The following is a 21,929-nucleotide window of genomic DNA, read 5'->3' as shown; positions in this document are numbered from 1 at the left end:
ACTGAGCCAAAGGCGCCCCAGCACCACACCCCAAGGCCGATGCCCGCAGCAACACCCGCTGCCGGCACCGGCCTTCGCCACATCCACAACCAACACGGCGCAGCACCACACCCCGACAATGGCCCTGACGACTCGGCCGGGGAACATTGGCCCGCTGCGAGCGGTTGATGCGGGGTAGCGATGATGCGTCCTCGTCCGGATCTGCGTTCCCTGGCCATCAGCCACGCGCTGTACCCAGGCACAGTGCTTGCAGCCACCCAACTCACGCAGCAAGAGCAGGACGGTGATAGCCGTGGGTGCCCTCTTGGCGTTGCTGGCGTCCTTGGCCTATGGCAGTGCGGACTTCGCGGCAGGAGTGGGCAGCAGACGCCTCGCGGCCGGGCCGGTCACAATGTTCGTTCAGGCGTTCGGGCTACTCGCTGCCGGCGCAGGCGTCCTGCTCATCCCCGGAGCCGGGCCAACCACTCACGCGCTGACCTGGGGTGCCCTCAGCGGACTCGGCAGCGCTATGGGCACCTTGGCTCTCTACCGAGGCTTCTCGGTCGGAGCGATGAGTGTGACCGCGACCTGCTCGGCCGTGCTCACCGCCGTGATCCCGGCCATCGTCGGGCTCCTCCTCGGTGATCATCTCTCCCTCCTGGCCATGGTCGGCATCGTCCTCGCGGTCCCTGCCGTCTCGTTGGTGTCCTGGCAACCACAGTCCGGACAACGTGGCCGCGCCGGACTGACCCACGGAATAGTCGCTGGTGCGGGATTCGCGTTGCTGTTCGTCGCCCTGGACCGCGCCGGCACCGCCTCCGGAGCCTGGCCACTTGTTCCCGGCCAAGCCGCAGCCCTGCTGCTGGTGCTTCCCTTCGCATGCAGAGCGCATCTCTGGAAGGCCGGCTGGCGCCCAGCGGCGCTACCCACCGTGGTGGCCGGCATACTCACCGGCACCGCCAACCTGTTGTTCCTGGCCGCAACCGGACACGGCCAACTCGCCGTCGTGGCCGTGATCACCGCTCTCTACCCCGCAGTGACGGTGCTGCTCGCCCGAGTCTTGCTCGCCGAACGCTCGACCCGCCTCCAAACCACGGGGCTTTTCGTCTCAGCAGCCGCAGTCGCCCTCACAAGCCTCGGGTAACGCATCCCGCTGACGCTCCAGGAACAGCGATACTCGTTGCGCTCCGCCAGTCACGGTCACAGGCACGGGCACGAGGCAGGTCGGCCTGTTCACAGAGGTACTGCGTGGCCCGCGCAAGGACGTGCATGGCCGTGTCGGGCGCCTATCGGGCGCTGGCCGAACTGCGCCGCCGGGATCGGTGCGGTGTCGATCGGCGTCAACCATGCTCCGGTGGCGGCCCGTTACCTAGAGGAGCTGGAAGGCCCCGGCCCCGACTGCGTCATGCTCGCGGGACGGTACAACCTTCTCGACCAGTCGGGCCTGGACGCGGTGCTGCTGCTGTGCGAGTCACGGGGTGTTGCCGTCATGGTCGCGGGGGTCTATCGGTCCGGACTGCTCGCCGACCCCCGTCCCGGCGCACCGCCCGGCTATGCCAGGGTCCCGGACGAACTGGCCCGGCTGGTCGCCGCCTGGCACGCGATCTGCCGGCGTTTCACCGTGCCGCCGACGGCGGCGGCGGTCCAGTTCCCCTTCGGTCACCCCGCGGTGACCAGCGTCGTGGTCGGCGCTCGTACTCCGGAAGAGGTGGACGCGACCGCCCGCATGCTCGCATACGCCAGCCCTCGACGGCTGGCTGGACCAGCCTCCGGCCAGTCCGTCTCGACACCCGTGCGGAGTTCCTCGTGGGAAGCGGGCAGCGTCTGGGAGGGCATGGGGTGCTGGCGCTATCGCCCATCCCGAGTGTTCAGCCGACCGTCTTCGAATCGCCGGTACGGGAGTCAGGGTCCGGTGTCGCAGCGGGAGCGGCGGACGCCTGGGCAAGCAGGCTGCTGAGGGCCTCGCACTGCGTGGGGCCGATGGAGTCGGCCAGGGCCTGGTTGACCGTCCCGACCAGGGCGGGGGTGTGCTGGGCGAGCAGCCGCCGGGCCTTGTCGGTCAGCGTCAGGGCAACACCGCGCCGGTCGCCGCAGACGGACTCGCGTGCGACCAGGTCCGCGTGCTGAAGGCAGGCCACCTGATAGGTCAGGCGGGTCTTGGGGCGGCCGAGCAGCTCGGCGATCCGCGTCATCCGCAGGGTGTTCCCCGGCTGGTCGGCCAGAAGGCACAGGATGAGGAACTCATCGTGCGAGACCCCCATCGCCTCCTTCACATGTTTGCGCAGCTGCTGCTCGACGGCGCCCGCGGCGGCGAGGACCCGCATCCAGGTCCGCAGCTCCGCCGGCAGCAGCCCGCCCCCGTCCGAAGCCGGGCAGTCAGAGGCATCGCCGGTCTGAGAGGGGCCGGTGGAGGCGGGATCGATGGAGCCGGGCATGCGCCCATGATACCTGTGGTCCAAATTTGCACGACTGCGTGCTAGCTTGAGGTCGTACAAATTTGGACCACAAGCATCGGCAAGGAGTCTCCATGACCACAGGCGTGAAGTCGGGCGCTTTCCATCTGGATCACGCGGGTTCCACCGTCACCATCCGACACAAGACGATGTGGGGCCTGGTCACGGTGAAGGGGCACTTCACCACGCTCTCCGGCGACGGCGAGGTGCGCCCCGACGGCACCGCCACCGGCACCGTCACCGTCGGCTCCGCCTCCCTCGACACGAAGAACGCCAAGCGCGACACCCATCTACGCTCGGCCGACTTCTTCGCCACCGATGAGTTCCCGGAGATCATCTACGAGGTACGCGAGGTCACTCCGCGCGGCGAGACCGCCGTCGAGGTCAACGGCAGCCTGACCGTGCGCGGCACCACCCGGCCACTGACCCTGACCGCCACCGTCACCGAGGCGAGCGCCGACGCGGCTACCCTGACCACCGATTTCACCGTGGACCGCAGGGAGTTCGGGCTGACCTGGAACCAGGCGGGGATGATGCGCGACGTGACCACGGTGAACGCCGTCCTGCGTTTCCGGCGCACCCAGGACTGACTGGGCCGTCGGCAGCAGGCCGGGCGGCAGCTCGTCGCGGGGCCGGCGGAGGATGCGGGCGCCGAGCATACTGCCCGGACTTCCCCATTTACTAGGACAACTTGCGACGGTCTCCTCGCTCCTCCGCCAGCCCTACGGGGGGGCACCTGGAAAGGCCGACAGCCAATCCGCTGCGGGCGCCGGTCCTGCGGTCGTGGCACGCGCAGATCCCTGCCGATCACCAGGACGCACCGTCGGGCACACCGCCGCGAGCCGCAGCACGCTACGAACGCAAAGCCGAGCACTTCCTGGCCTTCTCAGGCATCGCCTGCACTCTCATCCGCTACCTTCGACCAGCCCAAAGGGTGTCCCTCGCTCGTCGGGAGCGCGCCCGTAGGACCGTCACCGGCGGCGCTCCGCCCGCGGCAGCGGGAGTCAGGCGAAGGTTCGGCGCAGATGCGCTGTCAGGCGTTCCGGTACGGCCGGGTGGAAGCGTCCGGAGAGGTAGCCGTCCGGGCGGATCAGGAGGGCCTCGCCGTCACGTGGCGCATAGGCGTCGCGGAACTCGCCCGCCGCGTCGCGCACCCGCGGCGGGCGCAGGCCGACCGGGCGGGCGTCCTCCGGTACCTCCGCGGCGGTGACCAGATAGGCGTCAAGCAGGCCGTGGGCGGCGCGATGTGCCTCGGTGGCGCAGGCCTCGAGCCGGGCGACGCCGTCGCCCGAGGCGTGCTCCGAGCCCGCGAACAGCAGCAGCACGTGCCGTGGGGTGCGCAGCAGGTCGAACAGCCGGCGCGGGTAGGTGGCGAGGTCGCTCAGCAGGCCGCGGCAGTCCGGTGCCCGGTCGCCGGGGGCGGGACCGGCCGCGGGTGTGCCGTCCGCCGCATCCGGCTGGATCAACGGGCTGTCGGGGTAGGCGACCAGCAGCTGGGCCTGGCGCCGCAGCAGCATCTCGGCGTCGTCCCCGTTGCTGTTGAGGCCGGAGCGGGCATGGCGGACGGTGCGGTCGACCACCTCCCGCGCGACCGGGTGGCGTTCGGCGTGATAGCTCTCCAGCAGGTCGTCCGTGGCCAGACCGCGGACCCTGAGGGCCAGCTTCCAGGCGAGGTTGTAGGCGTCCTGCACTCCGGTGTTCAGGCCCTGCCCGCCGATCGGCGGGTGGATGTGCGCAGCGTCCCCGGCGACGAAGAGGCGGCCGTTCCGGTAGCGGTCCACCAAGCGGTGGCTGGCCCGGAAGGTGGACGACCAGCGCAGCGTGGAGGCGGTCGCCGGCTCCGGGGACAGCCGGTCGAGCACGGCCTGGATCTGGCCGAGGTCCGGTCCGTGGCCATCCCCCAGGCCGAGGACGATGCCCTCCGGCGCGCTCGAGCCTTCTTCGCCCCCGGCTTGGGCGCGGGGGCGCAGCATCGACAGCCAGTACCGCCGAACGCCCGGCATCGGAATGCAGACGAGCATGTCGTCCATCGCACCGTTCGCGTCCAGGGTCACGGATCGCATGCTGTAGCCGGCGGGCAGTTCCCAGTCGACCTCGACGTCGCCGATCATGTACTGCTCTGGGAAGGCGTCGCCCTCGAAGCTCAGCCCGGCCGCCTTGCGGACCAGGCTGTGCGCCCCGTCGCAGCCCACCACGTAGCGGGCGTGCAGACGCTCGATCCGGCCGTCGGCGTGCGCTAGGACGGCCTCGACCTCGTCCGGGCGCATCTCCACCGAGCGGAGCTCGGTCGGCCGCTCCACCTCCGTGCCGAAGCGCGCAAGGTGCTCGGCGAGCAGCCGCTCGGTCGCGCACTGGGGCAGCGTGGCGAAGGGGTAGGGGACCTCGGACGGCAGAGTCAGCGAGACCTCGGGGCCCGGCTTGCCGTCGATGAAGACCAACTGGCCCAGGTGCGGCACCGCGTTGTCCAGCACATCGCGGACCAGGCCCATGGCGTCCCACACCTCCAGCGTGCGGGGCAGGACGCCGATGGCCTTGGCATAGGGTTTCGCGACGGCCAGCCGATCGACGATGCGGCAGTCCACGCCGTGCCGCCGCAGCTCTGCCGCCGCCGTCAGGCCCACCGGGCCCGCGCCCACCACGAGTACGTCGACATCGGCCATGATCAGGCTCCCTCGCCGTCCGGATTGGTTCCCGAGCCAGTGCTTCACCAGGTTGCGCCGACCCGGAGGGGCTGCAGCTCCCCCGCCATGCGGAGCCGGAGGAATCGAAACCCTTCCTTTGCCAATAGCCGACCGAGCAAAATGAGGTGTCGCCCGAATGCCGTGGTCACACGCCGGCCGGCCGCGCTGACGTTGCGTTCGCCGATGCGCCGCGGCGCGTCGGCCTCGACGACCTCGGTGGTGACGTCGGTCTTCGTGCCGATCAGTGCGGCGGTGACTGTGGCACACGATCCGGCGCCGCAGCCGAGCCCGCTGTAGCGCCGGCCGGTCAGGGAGTGGTCGGTGAACCGCTCGTGGACTTGCCGGCGAAGGGCTCGTGACGGACTGGCTGGAGCCGCTCGTGGCCGCCTGCTCGGGCCTGAGCCGGTGAGGACGACAGGTTGTGCGGGCGTCTCAGCGCCGAGCGACTCTGGTGACGGCGAGCAGCACCACGGCCAGCACCTGGATCGCGACGACGACCGTGATCAGCAACGGAATCGAGTAGCCGTACAAGCCACCGGTCAGTGCGCCGCCGGCCAGGCTCGCTGCGCCGACGACGCCTGCGAACAGGCCGTAGGCGGTCGCCCGCCGTCCGCTGGGTACCAGGTCCGCGACGGTCGCGCGCAAGGTGGACTCCTGGATGCCCATGCCCGCGCCCCACACCAGCGAGCCTCCCACCGCGATCACGACCGTGTTGGTGAACGCCAGCGCCGCCACGGCGGCGGTCAGGACCGGCAGAGCCACCAGCACCCGCGGGCCGACTCGGTCGTAGAGCCAGCCTGTAGCCAGTGCCGCGACGGCGTCCACGGCCATCGCCGCCGCGTACAGCACAGGCACCCACGCAGCGGTCAGCAGATGCCGCTCGACCAGGTGGTAGGAGAGCACGCCGAAGGTAGCGAACCCGGTGGTGGTGGCCGCGGTGAACCCGGCATACGCCCAGAACGCCCTCGGCAGCCGCCCGTCCGGCGCCTGCGGTGCCGCGGGAGTGGACACCGCGGCTTCCGCCTCGTGTTCGTAGGCTTCCGGGTCCGGCACCCGGCCCCGCAGCCAGAACAGCAGCAGCAGTACGGCGATGCCGGGGGCGGCGAGCACGCCGAGCGCGGGGCCGTAGTCGTCCCCGGTCAGCGCGAGGACACCGGCAACCAGCAGCGGGCCGACCAGCGCGCCGATCTGGTCCAACGCCTCGTGCACGGCGAAGCCGCGGCCCCGCCCGGTGGCGGCGGTGGCATGCGACAGCATCGTGTCCTTCGCGGGGGAACGCACCGCCTTGCCGACCCGCTCAGCGACCACCAGCGCGCACGCCGCCCACAGCACACCCACCACGCCCAGCAGCGGCACCGACACGACGGTCAGGGCGTACCCGGCGATCGCCAGCCCCCAGAAGCGCCGGGTCCGGTCCGCCAGCGGGCCGGACACCAGCCGTAGCCCGAGCGCGGCCGCCTCCCCGGCGCCGGTGACCACGCCGACGACCAGCGCGGACGCGCCCAGCGAGGCCAGCAGCGGACCGGTGACCGAGCGTGCGCCCTCGTACACGAAGTCCGCGAGAAGGCTGACCGTGCCGAACCAGACCACGAACCGCCAGGGCCCCATCCGCGCCGACGGCCGATCCGCCTCCCGCTCCCCGGACACCGACCGGTTCACATCCACGACGCCTCCGCGCACGACACTCCCGGGAACGCCGGCCCCGGCCCTGCCACGAGCGGCCCGCACGCCCGCCCGGACTGCCGCCGGTGAACCGTCACGCGTAGATCGACATCGGGATGCGTGGGCTCTTCCGCCACCCTGAGGTCCGGGGCTGTCATGAACGTACCTCTCCTACTCGCTCGCCGGGACCCGTGATCGCGGGCCGCAAACCATCGCAAGTAGGGACTGTTGGCGGCACCTGTGCCGCGGTTCGGGTACGGCGAGCCCCACCGCCGTGCTGCGATCACAGCCGACGCCGAGCCTAGCGGCACGCGACATCCCGGAGAGCCCCGCGTCCATTTTCCGGACGATCAGCATCCCCAAGCCGCTGTCCGGGGCGCCGAGCCTCGCGGCACCGAGGAGCCGCTCATGGCGGCTGCGAAGAGCGGGAGGGCGGGGTAGGTCCGGAAGGCGGGGAAGAGTGCCTCACGGGCACCTGACGGGGTGCCGGCCAAGTCAGCATCAGGTCGGCAAGAGCACTGCGGAGCCGGCTACAGACGGCAATCCGCCGCGGAACGTGGGGGGCTTGATCATGACCCACTGCGTTCCGGACGAACGGCGCGTCGTGAACCGCTGACCGTTCGCCCGACCGCCCGCCGCCCCGGCCGCCGATCCGTCCCAGGCCGGCTGCGGGGCGGCGGCGCGCACGCCACGCAGTGCGACCGCGTTCGCAGCCGATGGTGACGGCCCTGCCCCGGCTGCGCTGTTTCGGCCGCCGCGGCGCCCACTCGCCTCGATCGCCCGGCGCACGCGGCCCGGACCGGGACGTGCGCAGCCCGAAAACGGTACCTAGGGTGGGGGATGCAGGTCTGTGACAGGGCCTGGAACGAGTGACGAAGCAGGAAGACGCGCGACGCGGTGCCCGGCCCGCCGTGGGCACGGCCGCGACCAGCAGCGACCCACGCGGACCGGGTGCACGCCGTCGGGCGTTGGGGATGAACCAAGGGCGGTTCTGAACCATGAGGGATGCATCTCGGCTCGAGCCCGTCCCGGCGAACCCGGGCGACGGCACCGTGCTCGCGGCGTGGGAACGGTTCGTGCAGGGCGAGGACCAGGTCCCGGGCGTCCGCCCCCTGGTGGCGGTCTCATGGCGTCGCTGCCGAGAGCAGTACCGGGTCGATCCTCACCTCACACAGGCTCCGGCAGCCGTCGCGGAGCCCGGCCGTACGCCCGAGCACGACGTCGTCTTCGCCGAGCTGGGTTTTCGTGCCGCCTCGGTGGCACATGAAGTGGGCAACCTCGGTGGCGTCGTCACCGTCGCCGATGCCACGGGCCGGATCCTTGCCGAGTGGGGTGATCAAGCCACGCTCGCCAGAGCCGACGCCTCCCATCTGGCGCCCTGGTTCTGCTGGTCCGAGTGCGCGGCCGGCACGAACGGCACGGGCACGGCGCTCGAGGCGCACGGCCCGGTGCCGATCAGGGGCGCGGAACACTGGTGCCAGGCCTTCCACAACTGGGTCTGCGCGGGCATCGCGGTCCGTGACGTGGTGACCAAGGAACCGATCGCGGTCCTGAGCATCTGCTGCTGGCGCAGCGAGCTTCCCGCGGCCGCGGAATGCTGGCTGGCGAACGCGGCCACGATGACCCAGTACCCGCTGAAGAGGCGCGCCCGGGACAGCGGCGCCGAGCTGGTCGCGGCCTACACCCGGGCCAGGACCCGCTCCGGCGCTGCGCTCGCCGCGGTGGACGCCGCGGGCAAGGTGGTGATCGCCGACGACATGGCAAGCGGGCTCCTGGGCGTCCCGGCTTCCACCCCGGCGGTCGACCCCACGCTGCGCTGGACCCCGGGGCTGCCGGAACTGATCGCAGCCGCCCGGTACGCCACCGGGCAGGCGGCACACGATCCCGGCTGGGTCGGCTCGACGCAGATCTTCGCCCACCTCGCCGACGAGCCGACATCGATCAGCATTCGACCGGTCTTCTCGTCCGGACACCTGATCGGGAACCTGGTCTCGTTCGGTGCCTCCGACGGGGTGCAGGTGCCCCAGGCGGAGTGGTCCGCGCACCCCCGGGCGCATCCGCGCCGACTGGTCGCGCTGCGCGGCAACCGGACGGTGCTGCTGCGGTTGCCGGAAGTCTCCTTCGCCGAATCGCGGGGAAACGATGTGTGGCTCTCCACGGATCAGGGGCGCTTGCGAGCCGCCTCTTCGAGCCTGGACAAGCTCGACAGTGAGCTGGGGGATGTCGGCTTCCTGCGGGTGCACCGCCGGTATGTGGTCAACCTCGGCCGTGTCCGGGAGATCGAGCGCGGGCCCAAGGGCGAGCTGTCCCTGGTCATGGACGACCGCACGAACGAGATGGTGCCGGTCTCCCGGCGGAACGCGCCGGCCGTGCGTCGCGCGCTGGGCATCTGACGGCCCCGGCACAACCCTGCTCCCGGAAGGAATCCCGTGTCTGACAGTCCGGACGCCGTTGTCGGCGAGAAGAGCGTGGGGAGCGCGGGCGGCCTCGGCCACTCCGTCCCGGCCGGGCACCGCGGTCACCCGGTGGTGAGCGCGCGCGACCGCGGCTGGTGGCCGAACCGGCTCGACCTGGCGATCCTCCGGAAACACCCCGCCATGGCCGACCCCATGGGCGAGGGCTTCGACTACGCGGCGGAGTTCCGCACGCTCGACCTCGACGCCCTGGCGCGGGACGTCGACGAGGTGCTGACGACGTCGCAGGAGTGGTGGCCGGCCGACTTCGGCCACTACGGGCCGCTGGTGATCCGGATGGCGTGGCACGGCGCCGGGACGTACCGCGTCGACGACGGGCGCGGTGGCGCGGGCGTGGGCATGCAGCGTTTCGCGCCGCTGAACAGCTGGCCGGACAACCGCAACCTCGACAAGGCGCGCCGGCTGCTCTGGCCGGTGAAGAAGAAGTACGGCCGAAAGATCTCCTGGGCCGACCTGATGATCTTCGCGGGCAACCGCGCCCTGGAGACGATGGGCTTCACGACCTTCGGCTTCGCCGGCGGCCGGGCGGACGTCTGGGAGCCCGACGAGGACGTCTACTGGGGCCCCGAGCGGGTCTGGCTGGGGGACGAACGCCACGGCGGCGTCCGGGAGCTGGAGAGTCCGCTGGCCGCCGTCCAGATGGGCCTCATATACGTCAACCCGGAGGGACCGAACACCGTCCCGGACCCGCTCACCGCGGCCCGGGACATCCGCGAGACCTTCCGGCGCATGGGGATGAACGACGAGGAGACCGTCGCGCTGATCGCGGGCGGCCACACGTTCGGCAAGACCCACGGCGCGGCCGACCCGGATGCCTGTCTCGGCCCCGGACCCGAGGGTGCTCCTCTCGAGGAGCAGGGCCTTGGCTGGAAGAGCGGCTACGGCACCGGAAAGGGCGGGGACACCGTCACCAGCGGGCTCGAGGGCACGTGGACACCCACCCCGACGACATGGGACAACGGCTTCTTCGAGACCCTGTTCGGCTACGAGTGGGACGTGGAGCTGAGCCCCGCCGGTCTGTGGCAGTGGATCCCGAGGGACGGCGGCGGGGCCGGTACCGTTCCCGACGCCCACGACCCGTCGACGAGACACGCCCCGACGATTCTGACGACGGACCTCGCCCTGCGGTCGGACCCGGTCTACGAGCCGATCTCGCGGTGCTTCCTGGAGAACCCGGACCGGTTCGCGGACGCGTTCGCCCGGGCGTGGTTCAAGCTGACGCACCTCGACATGGGCCCGATCCAGCGCTATCTCGGACCGCTGGTCCCCCGGGAGACGCTGATCTGGCAGGATCCGGTCCCCGCCGTCGACCACGAGCTCGTCGGAGCGGCGGACATCGCCGTGCTCAAGAGCCGGATCCTCGCCTCCGGGCTGCCGGTCTCCCGGCTCGTCTCGACCGCGTGGGCGTCGGCCTCGACGTTCCGCGTCAGCGACAAGCGGGGCGGGGCGAACGGCGCGCGCATCCGCCTCGAGCCGCAGCGCGGCTGGGAGGTCAACGAGCCCGACACGCTGGCACAGGTGCTGCGCACCCTGGAGGAGATCCGCAAGTCCTTCAACGGTTCCCAGACCGGGAACAAGAAGATCTCGCTGGCCGACCTCATCGTGCTCGGCGGAGCCGCCGCCGTCGAGCAGGCCGCCAGGACCGCCGGCCACGACGTCCGGGTCCCCTTCACTCCGGGACGCACGGACGCCGCGCAGGAGTGGACCGACGCGGAGTCCTTCGCCCCGCTCGAGCCGACCGCGGACGGGTTCCGCAACTACCGGGGCAAGGGCGTCCGGCTGCCGTCGGAGCACCTGCTGGTCGACCGCGCGAACCTGCTGAACCTCAGCGTGCCCGAGATGACCGTCCTGGTGGGTGGCCTGCGGGTGCTGGGCGCAAACCACCGGCAGTCACCGATGGGCGTCCTCACCTCGGCGCCCGGGTCGCTGACCAACGACTTCTTCGTGAATCTGCTCGACACGGACACGGAATGGACGCCGACATCCGCGACCGCGGAAACCTTCGAGGGCCGCGACCGCGCCACCGGCGAGGTCAAGTGGACCGGCAGCCGCGTCGACCTCGTCTTCGGCACGAACCCCGAGCTGCGCGCCGTCGCGGAGGTCTACGCGAGTGACGACGCACGGGAGAAGTTCGTGCGGGACTTCGTCGCCGCGTGGGACAAGGTCATGAACCTCGATCGGTTCGACCTCGCCTGATTCCCCCATCGAAGCCGCCAACGGCAGCACATGGGGTATGAACGGTAGCCCGTCGCGGACGAACGGCATGAGCGGCCCCGAGCTGTCGTTCACTCTTGTCGGTGTGATCCTCCCGGCGTAGCGTGTTTATCGGTTGCTAATTCATCCCGCTTTTCGATGTGATTCATCCGGCGTGACATCTGCCTTGGTTGCCGGCTATATCCGGGTACCGCGACGCAAAATTGAATTTCAAAGGTCCACTCATTAGAGGTCCCTTCATGAGGGGAGTGAAGCCCCGATGACGACCGCGCAGGAGCGATCCGACCTGCTGGACCAGATCGGGCTGAACACGCAGAACAAAGCAGCGCTGGGTCAGGTGCTGGGCACTGGAACCATCGGCCGGGCCACCGAGGAATCGGACGGCCGCATGAAGGCCACCATTCGCATTCACCCGGATGAACTGACCTGGGATCCCGAAATTCTGGTCATGCCGCACGGAGGCGACATCGAACTCGAGCTCATCAACGACGACCTGAACACCCACTGCGCGCTGCTGCCGAGCAACGGCGACCGGAAGTTCATCTGGCTGGTGAACCACTCACGGGGACGGGCGAACCTCAACCTCGACGGACCGGGCTACTACTGGTTCGGCTCGCCCACGGGCAACGACGAGGGCCGGGGGCTGACCGGCGCCATCGTCGTCCTGGGGGACGCTCCGCCGGAGGCCCGACTCGACCGTCCCGAACAGCCGCGACCGTAAGGAGAAGGAGGCGGAGCACATGACCGTCGACTACGTGGACGCGGGTTGGGCCGTCGACCAGGGGAGCCTGAGCGGCAAGGTCGCGGGCGGGGATGTCGCGCCCCCCGTGGTGGCCGGCGTCGACTACGAACGCATACTCCACGCCCGCGAGGAACCCCAGAACTGGCTCACCTACTACGGCGCCTACAACGGACAGCGGTACAGCCCGCTGGACCAGATCAACACGGAGAGCGTCAAGCGCATGGTCCCCGCATGGGTCTTCCAGGCGGGCACCACCGGCCTGATCGCGGGCGCGTCGACCTACTCGTTCGAGGCCGCCCCGATCGTCGTCGACGGGGTCATGTTCCTCTCCGGCTGGGACGGATGGGTCTGGGCCCTCAATGCGAAGACCGGTGTGGAGATCTGGCGGTACAAGCACGCGGTTCCCTTCGACGTGTCCCTGTGCTGCGGGAACGTCAACCGTGGGGTCGCCGTGGCCCAGGGGAAGGTCTTCTTCGTCACGGCGAACGCGCGTGTGCTCGCCCTCGACGCAACCACCGGCAAGCGGGTCTGGGACAGGACCTACGGAGACGTCCGGGCCGGGGAGAGCGCCACGGTCGCACCGCTGGTCGTGAAGAACATGGTCATCGTCGGAAGCTCCGGCGGCGAGTTCGGCGTACGCGGCCATCTCGACGCGTTCGACCTCGAGACCGGCGAGCACCAGTGGCGCTGCTACACGGTGCCGAAGCCCGGGGAACCCGGCGCGGAGACCTGGCCCGCCGACGGCGAGGCCTGGGCACGGGGAGGGGCGAACTGCTGGCTCACCGGCACCTTCGACCCGGAGACGAACCTGCTGTACGTCGGCACCGGCAACCCGGCGCCCGACTTCGACGGAGCCGTCCGCGAGGGCGACAACCTGTTCACCGACAGCATCATCGCCGTGGACGTGGACAGCGGTCAGATCCGCTGGCACTACCAGTGCACCCCGCACGACCTGTGGGACTACGACAGCATCGCCGAGTGCATCCTGTTCGAGGAGGACGGGCGCAAACTGCTGGGGCACTTCGACAAGAACGGCTACTTCTTCGTCCTCGACCGTACGAACGGCGAGATGGTCCGGATCACCCCCTTCGTGGACCGCATCACGTGGGGTGCGATCACGAGGGAAGGCCAGGTGACGGCCAAGGTGTACCCGGACAAGGAGGGAGAACCGGTCCACTTCTACCCGGGTCCCGCCGGCGCCAAGGAATGGACGCACGCGGCCTACAGCCCGAAGACCGGGCTCTTCTACGTCCCGGTCCAGGACACCGGAGCAACCGCCACCCGGCGGCGCCGGGAGTTCAAGGAGAGCATCCCGTACTGGGGCGCGGGCGTTCAGGTGGACATCGAGGACATGGCAGGGTCCATCAGCGCCTTCGACGCCACCGGCGAGGAGAAGTGGCGCTGGCGCAATGAACTGCCGATGTGCGCCTCGGTGCTGGCCACCGGCGGCGACCTGGTGTTCGCCGGTGAACCCTCCGGCGAGTTCAACGCCTACGACGCGCGAACCGGGGAGGTGCTGTGGCAGTTCCAGTGCGGAAGCGGGCACCACAGCAGCCCGACCACCTACATGGTCGACGGCCGGCAGTACATCGCCGTACCGGTCGGCTGGGGCGGCTGGGCCGAGGGGTTCCTCCCCGGCATGCTCGGCGCGGGGCACGGGAGCGCCCTGCTCGTCTTCGCCCTTCCGGAACCGGTCTAGTGCGTGACCGGAGCCTGCCGCCCTTGGCAGAGAGGAGGTGAATCCATGGAGTCGGAGCTCGCTGTGTGGGAGACACCCGAGTTCGACGAGATCGTGGTCGCGGCCGAGGTGACCATGTACCTCGCTCGGTTGGAGGAATAGCGGACGAGAGGACCAGCGGACGCGGGGCGGCGCCGGAGCTGATCCGGCGCCCCCGGCGGTTCGGGACGGCCACGGACGGCTGGGCCGGCGGCGGCCCGGAGTTCCGAGGAACGGAAGTGGCGGTGTGTTGCTGCGCGTGCTGGGTTCGGCGGCGGGGGGCGGCTCCCCGCAGTGGAACTGCGGCTGCCCGGTGTGCGCCGCGGTCCGCTCCCGGGCCGGTCTCGCGCGCACCCAGTCGTCGGTCGCGGTCAGCGCCGACCGCCGCCGGTGGTTCCTCATCAACGCCTCGCCCGACGTGCGCGGCCAGATCGAGGCCTTCCCGGGCCTGCACCCGCGCGAGGACCGGACGACGCCGTTGGAGGCGGTGCTGCTCACCGACGCCGAACTCGACCACACGCTGGGCCTGCTCCTGTTGCGCGAGGCCCGCGCCCTGCGGCTGTACACCACGCCGGCGGTGCGCAAGACCCTGTGCGAGGGCTCGGGGATTCTGCGCACGCTCGAGCGCTACTGCCCGGTCGAGTGGCACGCGGTGCTCCCCGGCGCCGAACTCGCCCTGTCGGACGGGCTGTCCTGCCAGGCATTCGACGTGCCCACCAGCAAGCGGGCCCGGTTCGGAGCCGGGCCGGACCACGGCCGCGTCGTGGGTTACCGGCTGACCGACGAGCGCAGCGGGGGGACGCTGGTGTACCTGCCGGGAGTGCAATCACTGACCCCGGCACTGCGCGGCGAGATCCAGGGCTGCGCATGCCTGCTGATCGACGGGACCTGCTGGCGCGACGACGAGCTCGTACGGCTCGGCCTGGCCGGGAAGACGTCCCGGGAGATGGGCCACCTGCCCGTCGGCGGACCGGACGGCAGCCTGGCACAACTGCCCTCGCTGGGGGTGGGACGGACGGTCTTCGTGCACATGAACAACACCAACCCGATCCTCCTCGAGGACACGCCCGAGCGGCGTACCGTGGAGGACAACGGCATGGAGGTTGCCATGGACGGCCTTGAGGTCCAGGTGTAGTGCCGTGACGACCACGGCCACGGCAACCGGCGCCGACGGCTTCGTCGAGGCGTTGCGGGCCCACTCGCGGCGGTACCACGACCAGCATCCGTTCCACGTCCGGATGAACGACGGCCGGCTGAGCCGCCCGCAGATCCGGGGCTGGGTGGCCAACCGCTTCTACTACCAGGAGAACATCCCCCGCAAGGACGCCGCGATCCTCTCCAACTGCCCCGACCTCGAGGTTCGCCGCCGCTGGATCCGACGGATCCTCGACCACGACGGCACCGCGGCCGGCGAGGGCGGCATCGAGGCGTGGCTGCGCCTCGGCGAGGCCGTCGGGCTGACCCGCGAGGAGGTCAGGGACCACCGGCACCTCGTACCCGGTGTGCGGTTCGCCGTAGACGCCTATGTGAACTTCGCCCGGACCCGCCCGTGGGTGGAGGCGGTGGCGTCCTCGCTCACCGAGCTGTTCGCGCCCGATCTGATGGCGGCGCGGCTGGCCGCGTTCGAGCGGTGGTACCCGTGGATCGACCCCGAGGGCCTCGCCTACTTCCGCGCCCGTCTGGAGCAGGCCCCCCGCGACTGCGAGCACGCCCTCGAGGTGGTCACCGGGCACTGCCTCTCCGCGGAGTCCCGGGCGCGTGCCGTCGGCGCACTGTCGTTCAAGTGCGACGTCCTGTGGAGCCTGATGGACGCCGTCGACCAGGCCTATCCGGAGTGACCATCATGGACACGACCCCCACCGGAACGAACCGGACCAGTACCAGGAACCGACCCGGTGCCGGGCTGTCCGGCTCCGACCGGCCCCGACTGGCGCGCCATGTCCGGCTGGACTTCTCCCGGACCAGGCAGCGTCCGATCCTGCTGCACCCCGAGGCCGTGGTGGTGCTGAACGGGAGCGGCGCGGCCATCCTCGAGCTGTGCGACGGGCGGCACACCGTGGCCGAGATCGTGAGCGAGCTGGGCGCGCATTACCAGACCGTCCCCGACGACGAGGTGCGGCAGTTCCTGACCCGGCTCGTCGCCCGGCACTGGGTGGAGCTCAGCGATGGATAGCCCGTTCGGGTTGCTGGCCGAGCTCACCTACCGCTGCCCGCTGGCCTGCCCGTACTGCTCCAACCCGCTGAACCTGGCCGGCTACCAGGACGAGTTGACCACCGGCGAGTGGCTGCGAGTGCTGACCGAGGCCGAGGACCTCGGAGTTCTGCAGTGCCACCTGTCCGGCGGGGAACCGCTGCTGCGCCGCGACGTGGTGGAGCTCGTGGCGCACGCCCACGACCTGGGCCTCTACACCAACCTCATCACCAGCGCCCTCGGGTTCTCGCGTCCCAGGGCCGAGCAGCTGCGGGCCGCCGGCCTGGACCATGTACAGATCAGCATCCAGGCCGACGAGCCGACCGTGTCCGACCGGATCGCAGGAACCCCGTCCTTCCACCGCAAGATCGAGGCCATGAGAGTGGTCAAGGAGCTGGGCTGGCCGCTCACCATGAACGTGGTGCTGCACCGACACAACATCGACCGCCTCGCCGACGTGCTCGCCCTGGCCGAGGAGGTGGGCGCCGACCGGGTGGAGCTGGCCAACACCCAGTACTACGGCTGGGCCTGGCGCAACCGTGACGCGCTGCTGCCGAGCCGGGCCCAGCTCGAGGCGGCCGAGGCCGTCGTACGGACCGCCGGCGAACGGCTTCGCGACCACATGGACATCATCTACGTCATCCCCGACTACTACAGCCGCTATCCGAAGCCCTGCATGGGCGGCTGGGCCTCCCGGCAGCTGACCGTGACGCCGAACGGCGACGTCCTGCCCTGCCCGGCCGCCCAGTCCCTGCCGTTGCCGCGGGCCAGCGTGCGGGAGGACCCACTGGCGAGGATCTGGGCCGAGGCCCCGGTGATGACCGCGTTCCGAGGGACCGACTGGATGCCGGAACCCTGCCGCAGCTGCCCCCGGCGGGAGGTGGACTTCGGCGGTTGCCGCTGCCAGGCCTTCCTCCTCACCGGCGACGCCGCCCGCACCGACCCGGTCTGCTACCTGTCGCCCGACCACGACCTGGTCGCCCGGGCGGTCGAGGCCGCCAACGCCGACTCGCGGCCCAGCGACCTTCCGCTGATCCCCCGCCCGCACCAGCTTCACGCACCGGGCCGCCACCCGGGCCGAGCGGGCCGGACCGCATCCGGGGCCGAGTGAGAGACCCTAACTGCCGAACACCAACGGCAGCGCCGCAGCGGCGATGATCAAGGTGACACCGCTCAGCAGGTCCGAGCGTATCCGGATCAGGTGCGCCACGGCCCGCCCGAGCTGCAGCCCGACCAGCGACATCACCGCCGTCATGACACCGAAGGCGGCGGCCGAAAGCCACGGCGAAAGCCCCAGCATCCCGAGGCTCGCCCCGGCGATCAGGTTGTCCAGGCTCAGTGTCAACGGGATGCCGAACAGCGCCCACGGGTGGTCCAACTCGTCCGGCTCGGGGTTGCGAAGGGCCGAGATGACGAGGTAGAGACCGTACCCGCCGAGCGCAGCCGCGCCCATCACATCGGCGACGTTCCCGATGGACTCCCCGATCTCGCGACCGATCAACAGCCCGATCAGGGGCATGACCGCGTCCCACAGACCGAAGGTCAGTGCGACCTGCACCGCGCGCTTCAGACCGAAGGGGACGGTGCCGAGCGCGATCGACACCCGGAAATTGTCGAGACTGAGCACGAAACCCAGCACCAGCATTTCCCAGATCATGGCGACGTCGCTGCCCGATGACGACCGACGCCGGCAGCAACGATTCCGCTCAGGCTGCTACCTGCCATGATCAATATCATATCTCAGAAGGTCCGCGGACCAAACTCGGTGAGTCACGTGCGGGGCGCGACGCCTGACGGTCGTCCGCTCCTGAAAACACTTCCGCATCGACGGAAATCCAATGCCGGACGGACCGGCGGTCCCGCCGATTAAATAGGACTTGAACAGTCCGCCAGAGTCCAGCGGCGTGGCCGGTAGACGGTGAATCCGCCGCTGGAGCGGAATCCTGCTGACCGACAAGTCGGCGGCTCGCCAAGGCGGGGACTGCCGTGCAGCCACTACCTGTCCGACGTCTGGATCGCCGCCTACAAGCCCAACCGCTCGCCCGACGAAGGCATCCGGAGACCTACCGCATGCTGCAGGATCGCATGGCATCAACCGGGCTGCCTCGCCGGCTCCGGTGCCGCCTGTCGTGCGTACGCCGCCCAGTCCACGATCTGCACCGCCGCGCCGGCCGCCTCCTCGCCCCGGCAGTGGGCGTGGTGCCTGCGGGCGATGCCGTCGAGGTCGAGGTGGGAGCCGAAGGCGGGGTGCGCCGTCAGACGCCGTGCGTACGCCCACAGACGGGGGTGGTCGGTGATGCGGTGTACGGTGGCGGCGTCCAGGTGGTGGCGGTGCACCGTGTCCAGCTGCACCAGTGTGACCCACAACTGCACGTCGGCGAGGGTGAGTTCGTCACCCAGCACTCGCTCCCGGGAACCGAGCCGCCACTCCAGCACGTCCAGCGCGCGCAGGAGAGTGGCCAGGGCGATGTCACGGGCCGCCGGGTCGCCACCGGACTCGCCGGCGCGCTGGGCGGCCCGGGTGATGCCCCGCTCGCAGAGCCGGCCGACGGCCTCGATCGCCTCCTCGGCGCCGCGCGGGTGGAGATCAGGGCCGTGGCCACCGAATCGCCGGGCGAGATCTCGAAGGATGTCGGGGGTGTGGGTGCTGACGATCGTGCCGGTCCAGCCGTCGCTGAAGACCGGAGCCACCGCCGGTCCGGGATGCTGGTGCGAGCTGGCCTCGTACAGCGGGCGCAGCGCACGATACCCGCCGTCCGGGGCATCGGGCACGGCGGGCAGCAGGGTCACCGGGAGGGTGTCGTCGAGCCCGAGCAGTCTGTGTGTGACGGCGATCTGCAGACAGTGCGGACAGGACGGCGAGAGGTGGAGCCGGTAGCGGTGAGGCGCAGCGTAGTAACCGCTGCGCGCGTCACAGCCGATCCTGCCCCGGAAGGACGGCACGGCTGTCGGGGATGAGGCGGGCATACGTCTCCCTCGGAGTGCTCGGTCACGGGCATACGACGGCGACGGCGCGCGACAGCTTCGGCGCGGCCGGAATGTGTAGGTGCGCGGGAGGGTCAGGCGGGGGTGAGGCCACCGACGTACGGGGAACTTGCCGCACTGCACACACGTACGAGATCGATGTGACGGCGGGATGTGAGCAGGGGCAACGGCCGGACGGCGACACGGACAGCATCGCTGCCGAGGTCCAGCACAGCACGATCCATGCTTCCCTACCAATTCACTAGGATTCCCTAGTGGAGTGTCAGGCCGCGGCCAAGTCGAGTCAAGAGGCCCGCACGAACCACACCGGGACGTCTCACCATGCAAGAGATGCGGGACCGTCAGCGCGGTCAGGCCGCGCGGCCGGCCTTACAGGCGGCGAGCAGTGCGCCGACCGCCTCGGCCTCGTCGGCGATCACACGGGTCATCGCGTGCTCCCGGCACCGGCGAAGGGGACCTGAGCGGCGGGGGCCACCTGCTGCCCGTACGGGTGCCGCCACAGACCCTGCGCCTGCAGCTTCGGCAGCACGCCCTCGCCGAACCAGTACGCCTCCTCCAGATGCGGATACCCGGAGAAGATGAACTCCTCGATCCCCGACGCGGCGTACTCCTTGATCCGCTCGGCGACCTCGGTGTGACTGCCGACCAGGGCGGTCCCGGCCCCACCCCGCACCAGCCCGATGCCCGCCCACAGGTTGGGATAAATCTCCAGTGCGTCCCGGCTCCCACCCCCGTGCAGGGCCAGCATCCGCTGCTGGCCCTCCGACTCACTGCGGGCAAGTCCGGCCTGAACCTGTCGCACGGTCTCCGTGTCGAAGCCCGCCAGCAGCCGCTCCGCCTCGGACCAGGCCTGCTCGGAGGTGTCGCGGGTGATGACGTGCAGGCGGATGCCGAAGCGGACGCTGCGACCCTCCTGGGCGGCCAGCTTCCTGATCCAGGCGATCTTCTCGGCGACCTGCGCCGGCGGCTCCCCCCACGTGAGGTAGACGTCGACATGCCTGGCGGCGACTTCTCCGGCGATCGGCGAGGAGCCCCCGAAGTACACCTCGGGCACCGGGTCGGGCACCCGGGCGAGCTTGGCGTCCTCGACCCGGAGGTGCTCGCCGGACAGGTCGACGGTCCTGCCCTCCCACAACCCCCGGACGATTTCCAGGAATTCGCCGGTACGGCGATACCGCGCGTCCTTGTCCAGGAAGTCCCCGTAGGCCCGCTGCTCCTGGCTCTCGCCGCCGGTGACGACGTTGAGCAGGAGCCGTCCGCCGGTCTGCCGCTGGAAGGTGGAGGCCATCTGCGCCGCGAGCGTCGGGGAGACGAAGCCGGGGCGGAAGGCGACGAGGAACTTCAGGCGCTCGGTGTTCTGGCTGACCATGGCGGTGGTCAGCCACGCGTCCTCGCACCACGCGCCGGTCGGCGTGAGCGCGCCGACGAAGCCGAGGTCCTCGGCGGCGCGGGCGATCTGGCTGAGGTAGGCGATGGTCGGCGGCCGGTCGCGCCCGGACTCCGTGGCGGGGGTGCCGTGGCCGCCGCCGACGACATGGCGGCTGTCGCCGTTGGTGGGCAGGAACCAGTGGAAGGTGAGGGACACGTGGGGCTCCGATCGGTGTTCGTCAGCGTTCGTCAGAGGAGGCCGTGCCGGGGTGGCCTGCTGCGGTTGAGTACGTAACGGCCGATGTGCTTGATCTTCCAGCGGGCCGGGTCGTACAGGGTGTCGGTGCGGGCGTCGCGCCAATGGCGATGCAGCCCCAGGGAGCCGAGCGCCGAGCGGGTGCCGGAGACCTCGAAAAGGGCGCTGGCGACCTCCACGGCGGCCTCGGCAGCCGTCACTTTCGCGGTGGCCACCGCGATCGAGGCCTCGGCGGCCGAGTCGTCGGCCAGGCCGGCGCGGGCGTCGTCGACCGCGCGGGCGGTCTCGCGAAGCAACGCTCCGGCAGCCCGTTCTCTCATCGCCGGTTCGCCGAACTCCTGCTGCCTCTCGGACCCCTGCCGGCGCAGCACGTTGACGTACACGAAGTGGCTCTGCGGGATCCGGGCGAGGCCGGCGTCGGCGGCGGCCGGCAGTCGGAAGATCTCGGCGAGCGTGTCCGCGCGGATGTCCGCGCCGCCGAACCCGGCGGGCACGGTCGCGGCGAGCAGCCGCTCCAGCTCCGTGTGCGGGAGCCTGCGCCGCGCGTCCCGCTCGGCGGCGCCCTTGCGGAAGTCCGAGGCCGGCTCCGCGGCCACGGCGAGGGCCTCGGCGTCATTCGCGATGACGTGCGCGACGCTCATCCGGCGGCCGCCAGCAGCGTCGTACGGCCACCCAGCGCGGCCGAGAACTGGTCCGTGACCTGCGCCAGAGCCTCGGCCGATCCCGGCGCGACGGTCAGCGTGCCGTCCTCGCCCACGGTGATGTCCTTGTCGAGCGTGAACCAGCCCGGCGTGATGTGCGCGGGGCCCATGGAGGCCAGCACCGGGCGCAGGGCGTAGTCGATGGCCAGGACGTGGGCGATGGAGCCGCCGGTGGCCAGCGGGAGGACCGTCTTGCCCGCCAGGGCGTACTGCGGGAGCAGGTCGAGCAGGGACTTCAGCAGTCCGGAGTAGGCGGCCTTGTAGACGGGGGTGCCGACCACCACCCCGTCCGCCTGCTCGAACAGGGCGGTGGCCCGGACGATCGCCGGGTGACCGAAGTCGGCCCCGAGCAGCGCCTGGGCAGGCAGGGTGCGAACGTCCAGCGCGATCACCTCGTGCCCCTGCGCGATGAGCCGCTCGTCCAGGTGGCGCAGCAGCCGAGCGGTGCGGGAGGTGGCGGAGGGGCTTCCGGAGACGGACAGGACAGTGGCCATGGGAGGACCTTT

Annotated in this window: 20 protein-coding genes; 12 read left to right on the top strand and 8 right to left on the bottom strand. The window is 70.7% G+C overall.

Going from position 1 to position 21,929, the window contains the following annotated elements; translation table 11 throughout:
* The first annotated feature begins 292 nt into the window (after positions 1–292).
* Both IE318_RS29365 and IE318_RS29360 read left to right on the top strand, forming a co-directional pair.
* Positions 293–1,123, top strand: a complete 831-nt coding sequence (locus tag IE318_RS29365; RefSeq protein WP_189905189.1) for an EamA family transporter — start codon at positions 293–295, stop codon at positions 1,121–1,123.
* A 183-nt stretch (positions 1,124–1,306) separates the two neighbouring features.
* Positions 1,307–1,936 carry an aldo/keto reductase gene (locus IE318_RS29360; protein WP_308438602.1) on the top strand — a complete coding sequence of 210 codons (630 nt, stop codon included), beginning with the start codon at positions 1,307–1,309 and terminating at the stop codon, positions 1,934–1,936.
* Here IE318_RS29360 and IE318_RS29355 read toward each other — a convergent pair.
* Entirely contained in the window at positions 1,848–2,414 is a 567-nt protein-coding gene (locus IE318_RS29355; RefSeq protein WP_189905187.1) for a MarR family winged helix-turn-helix transcriptional regulator, read from the bottom strand. The two genes, IE318_RS29360 and IE318_RS29355, sit on opposite strands and share 89 nt — an antisense overlap.
* A 92-nt stretch (positions 2,415–2,506) precedes the next feature.
* On the opposite strand from IE318_RS29355, the gene IE318_RS29350 reads away from it, so the two are divergent.
* Positions 2,507–3,022, top strand: coding sequence for a YceI family protein (locus IE318_RS29350; protein WP_189905185.1), 516 nt, complete (start codon positions 2,507–2,509; stop codon positions 3,020–3,022).
* A gap of 414 nt (positions 3,023–3,436) precedes the next feature.
* Here IE318_RS29350 and IE318_RS29345 read toward each other — a convergent pair whose 3' ends face one another.
* Together IE318_RS29345 and IE318_RS29340 are read right to left on the bottom strand one after the other, a co-directional pair.
* Positions 3,437–5,092 carry an FAD-dependent monooxygenase gene (locus IE318_RS29345; RefSeq protein ID WP_189905183.1) on the bottom strand — a complete coding sequence of 552 codons (1,656 nt, stop codon included), beginning with the start codon at positions 5,090–5,092 and terminating at the stop codon, positions 3,437–3,439.
* A gap of 453 nt (positions 5,093–5,545) precedes the next feature.
* Positions 5,546–6,778 (bottom strand): MFS transporter, encoded by a 1,233-nt coding sequence (locus tag IE318_RS29340; RefSeq protein ID WP_229903815.1) that lies wholly within the window; start codon positions 6,776–6,778, stop codon positions 5,546–5,548.
* A 995-nt stretch (positions 6,779–7,773) separates the two neighbouring features.
* Here IE318_RS29340 and IE318_RS29335 point away from each other — a divergent pair.
* The 9 genes from IE318_RS29335 to pqqE all read left to right on the top strand — a co-directional run bounded on the left by IE318_RS29335 (position 7,774) and on the right by pqqE (position 17,224).
* A complete protein-coding gene (locus IE318_RS29335; protein WP_189905181.1) occupies positions 7,774–9,168 on the top strand; it encodes a DNA-binding protein in 1,395 nt (464 codons plus the stop codon).
* Between the two features lie 132 nt (positions 9,169–9,300).
* Entirely contained in the window at positions 9,301–11,445 is a 2,145-nt protein-coding gene (katG, locus tag IE318_RS29330; protein ID WP_229903821.1) for a catalase/peroxidase HPI, read from the top strand.
* A gap of 277 nt (positions 11,446–11,722) precedes the next feature.
* Positions 11,723–12,184 (top strand): MSMEG_3727 family PQQ-associated protein, encoded by a 462-nt coding sequence (locus IE318_RS29325; protein ID WP_030172855.1) that lies wholly within the window; start codon positions 11,723–11,725, stop codon positions 12,182–12,184.
* Between the two features lie 19 nt (positions 12,185–12,203).
* Positions 12,204–13,904: a PQQ-dependent dehydrogenase, methanol/ethanol family gene (locus IE318_RS29320; protein ID WP_189905177.1), complete on the top strand. Its 1,701-nt coding sequence runs from the start codon at positions 12,204–12,206 to the stop codon at positions 13,902–13,904.
* 45 nt (positions 13,905–13,949) lie between these two features.
* On the top strand, positions 13,950–14,045 hold the full coding sequence (gene pqqA, locus IE318_RS29315; RefSeq protein WP_063766868.1) for a pyrroloquinoline quinone precursor peptide PqqA: 96 nt from the start codon (positions 13,950–13,952) through the stop codon (positions 14,043–14,045).
* A gap of 124 nt (positions 14,046–14,169) precedes the next feature.
* On the top strand, positions 14,170–15,057 hold the full coding sequence (pqqB, locus tag IE318_RS29310; RefSeq protein ID WP_189905175.1) for a pyrroloquinoline quinone biosynthesis protein PqqB: 888 nt from the start codon (positions 14,170–14,172) through the stop codon (positions 15,055–15,057).
* Between the two features lie 4 nt (positions 15,058–15,061).
* Positions 15,062–15,760 (top strand): pyrroloquinoline-quinone synthase PqqC, encoded by a 699-nt coding sequence (gene pqqC, locus IE318_RS29305; protein WP_030172846.1) that lies wholly within the window; start codon positions 15,062–15,064, stop codon positions 15,758–15,760.
* A gap of 5 nt (positions 15,761–15,765) precedes the next feature.
* A complete protein-coding gene (gene pqqD / locus IE318_RS29300) occupies positions 15,766–16,095 on the top strand; it encodes a pyrroloquinoline quinone biosynthesis peptide chaperone PqqD (RefSeq protein WP_030172843.1) in 330 nt (109 codons plus the stop codon).
* Positions 16,088–17,224, top strand: a complete 1,137-nt coding sequence (gene pqqE / locus IE318_RS29295; protein ID WP_189905173.1) for a pyrroloquinoline quinone biosynthesis protein PqqE — start codon at positions 16,088–16,090, stop codon at positions 17,222–17,224. Before pqqD ends, pqqE begins: the two co-directional genes overlap by 8 nt.
* Before the next feature lie 6 nt (positions 17,225–17,230).
* On the opposite strand, the gene IE318_RS29290 is transcribed toward pqqE, so the two are convergent.
* The 5 genes from IE318_RS29290 to ssuE form a co-directional block, all read right to left on the bottom strand.
* Positions 17,231–17,770, bottom strand: coding sequence for a manganese efflux pump MntP (locus tag IE318_RS29290; protein ID WP_030172836.1), 540 nt, complete (start codon positions 17,768–17,770; stop codon positions 17,231–17,233).
* A 434-nt stretch (positions 17,771–18,204) separates the two neighbouring features.
* On the bottom strand, positions 18,205–19,080 hold the full coding sequence (locus IE318_RS29285; protein ID WP_189905171.1) for a glutathione S-transferase C-terminal domain-containing protein: 876 nt from the start codon (positions 19,078–19,080) through the stop codon (positions 18,205–18,207).
* Between the two features lie 442 nt (positions 19,081–19,522).
* Entirely contained in the window at positions 19,523–20,683 is a 1,161-nt protein-coding gene (locus tag IE318_RS29280; RefSeq protein ID WP_189905169.1) for an LLM class flavin-dependent oxidoreductase, read from the bottom strand.
* Between the two features lie 32 nt (positions 20,684–20,715).
* On the bottom strand, positions 20,716–21,363 hold the full coding sequence (locus tag IE318_RS29275) for an acyl-CoA dehydrogenase family protein (RefSeq protein ID WP_189905167.1): 648 nt from the start codon (positions 21,361–21,363) through the stop codon (positions 20,716–20,718).
* On the bottom strand, positions 21,360–21,917 hold the full coding sequence (gene ssuE / locus IE318_RS29270) for an NADPH-dependent FMN reductase (RefSeq protein ID WP_189905165.1): 558 nt from the start codon (positions 21,915–21,917) through the stop codon (positions 21,360–21,362). The genes IE318_RS29275 and ssuE overlap by 4 nt, the downstream gene beginning before the upstream one ends.
* Between the last annotated feature and the right edge of the window lie 12 nt (positions 21,918–21,929).

This window comes from Streptomyces spiralis (assembly GCF_014654675.1).
GTDB classification, from domain to species: Bacteria; Actinomycetota; Actinomycetes; order Streptomycetales; family Streptomycetaceae; genus Streptomyces; species Streptomyces spiralis.
This window is presented reverse-complemented; position numbering and strand designations above follow the sequence as displayed.

Bases quoted from the DNA above. Each gene is read 5' to 3' on its own strand.
- IE318_RS29355 (WP_189905187.1), bottom strand. From the start codon at position 2,414: ATGCCCGGCTCCATCGATCCCGCCTCCACCGGCCCCTCTCAGACCGGC.
- IE318_RS29350 (WP_189905185.1), top strand. From the start codon at position 2,507: ATGACCACAGGCGTGAAGTCGGGCGCTTTCCATCTGGATCACGCGGGT.
- IE318_RS29345 (WP_189905183.1), bottom strand. From the start codon at position 5,092: ATGGCCGATGTCGACGTACTCGTGGTGGGCGCGGGCCCGGTGGGCCTG.
- IE318_RS29335 (WP_189905181.1), top strand. From the start codon at position 7,774: ATGAGGGATGCATCTCGGCTCGAGCCCGTCCCGGCGAACCCGGGCGAC.
- IE318_RS29325 (WP_030172855.1), top strand. From the start codon at position 11,723: ATGACGACCGCGCAGGAGCGATCCGACCTGCTGGACCAGATCGGGCTG.
- IE318_RS29320 (WP_189905177.1), top strand. From the start codon at position 12,204: ATGACCGTCGACTACGTGGACGCGGGTTGGGCCGTCGACCAGGGGAGC.
- pqqA (WP_063766868.1), top strand. From the start codon at position 13,950: ATGGAGTCGGAGCTCGCTGTGTGGGAGACACCCGAGTTCGACGAGATC.
- pqqD (WP_030172843.1), top strand. From the start codon at position 15,766: ATGGACACGACCCCCACCGGAACGAACCGGACCAGTACCAGGAACCGA.
- pqqE (WP_189905173.1), top strand. From the start codon at position 16,088: ATGGATAGCCCGTTCGGGTTGCTGGCCGAGCTCACCTACCGCTGCCCG.
- IE318_RS29290 (WP_030172836.1), bottom strand. From the start codon at position 17,770: ATGATCTGGGAAATGCTGGTGCTGGGTTTCGTGCTCAGTCTCGACAAT.
- IE318_RS29285 (WP_189905171.1), bottom strand. From the start codon at position 19,080: ATGCCCGCCTCATCCCCGACAGCCGTGCCGTCCTTCCGGGGCAGGATC.
- IE318_RS29275 (WP_189905167.1), bottom strand. From the start codon at position 21,363: ATGAGCGTCGCGCACGTCATCGCGAATGACGCCGAGGCCCTCGCCGTG.
- ssuE (WP_189905165.1), bottom strand. From the start codon at position 21,917: ATGGCCACTGTCCTGTCCGTCTCCGGAAGCCCCTCCGCCACCTCCCGC.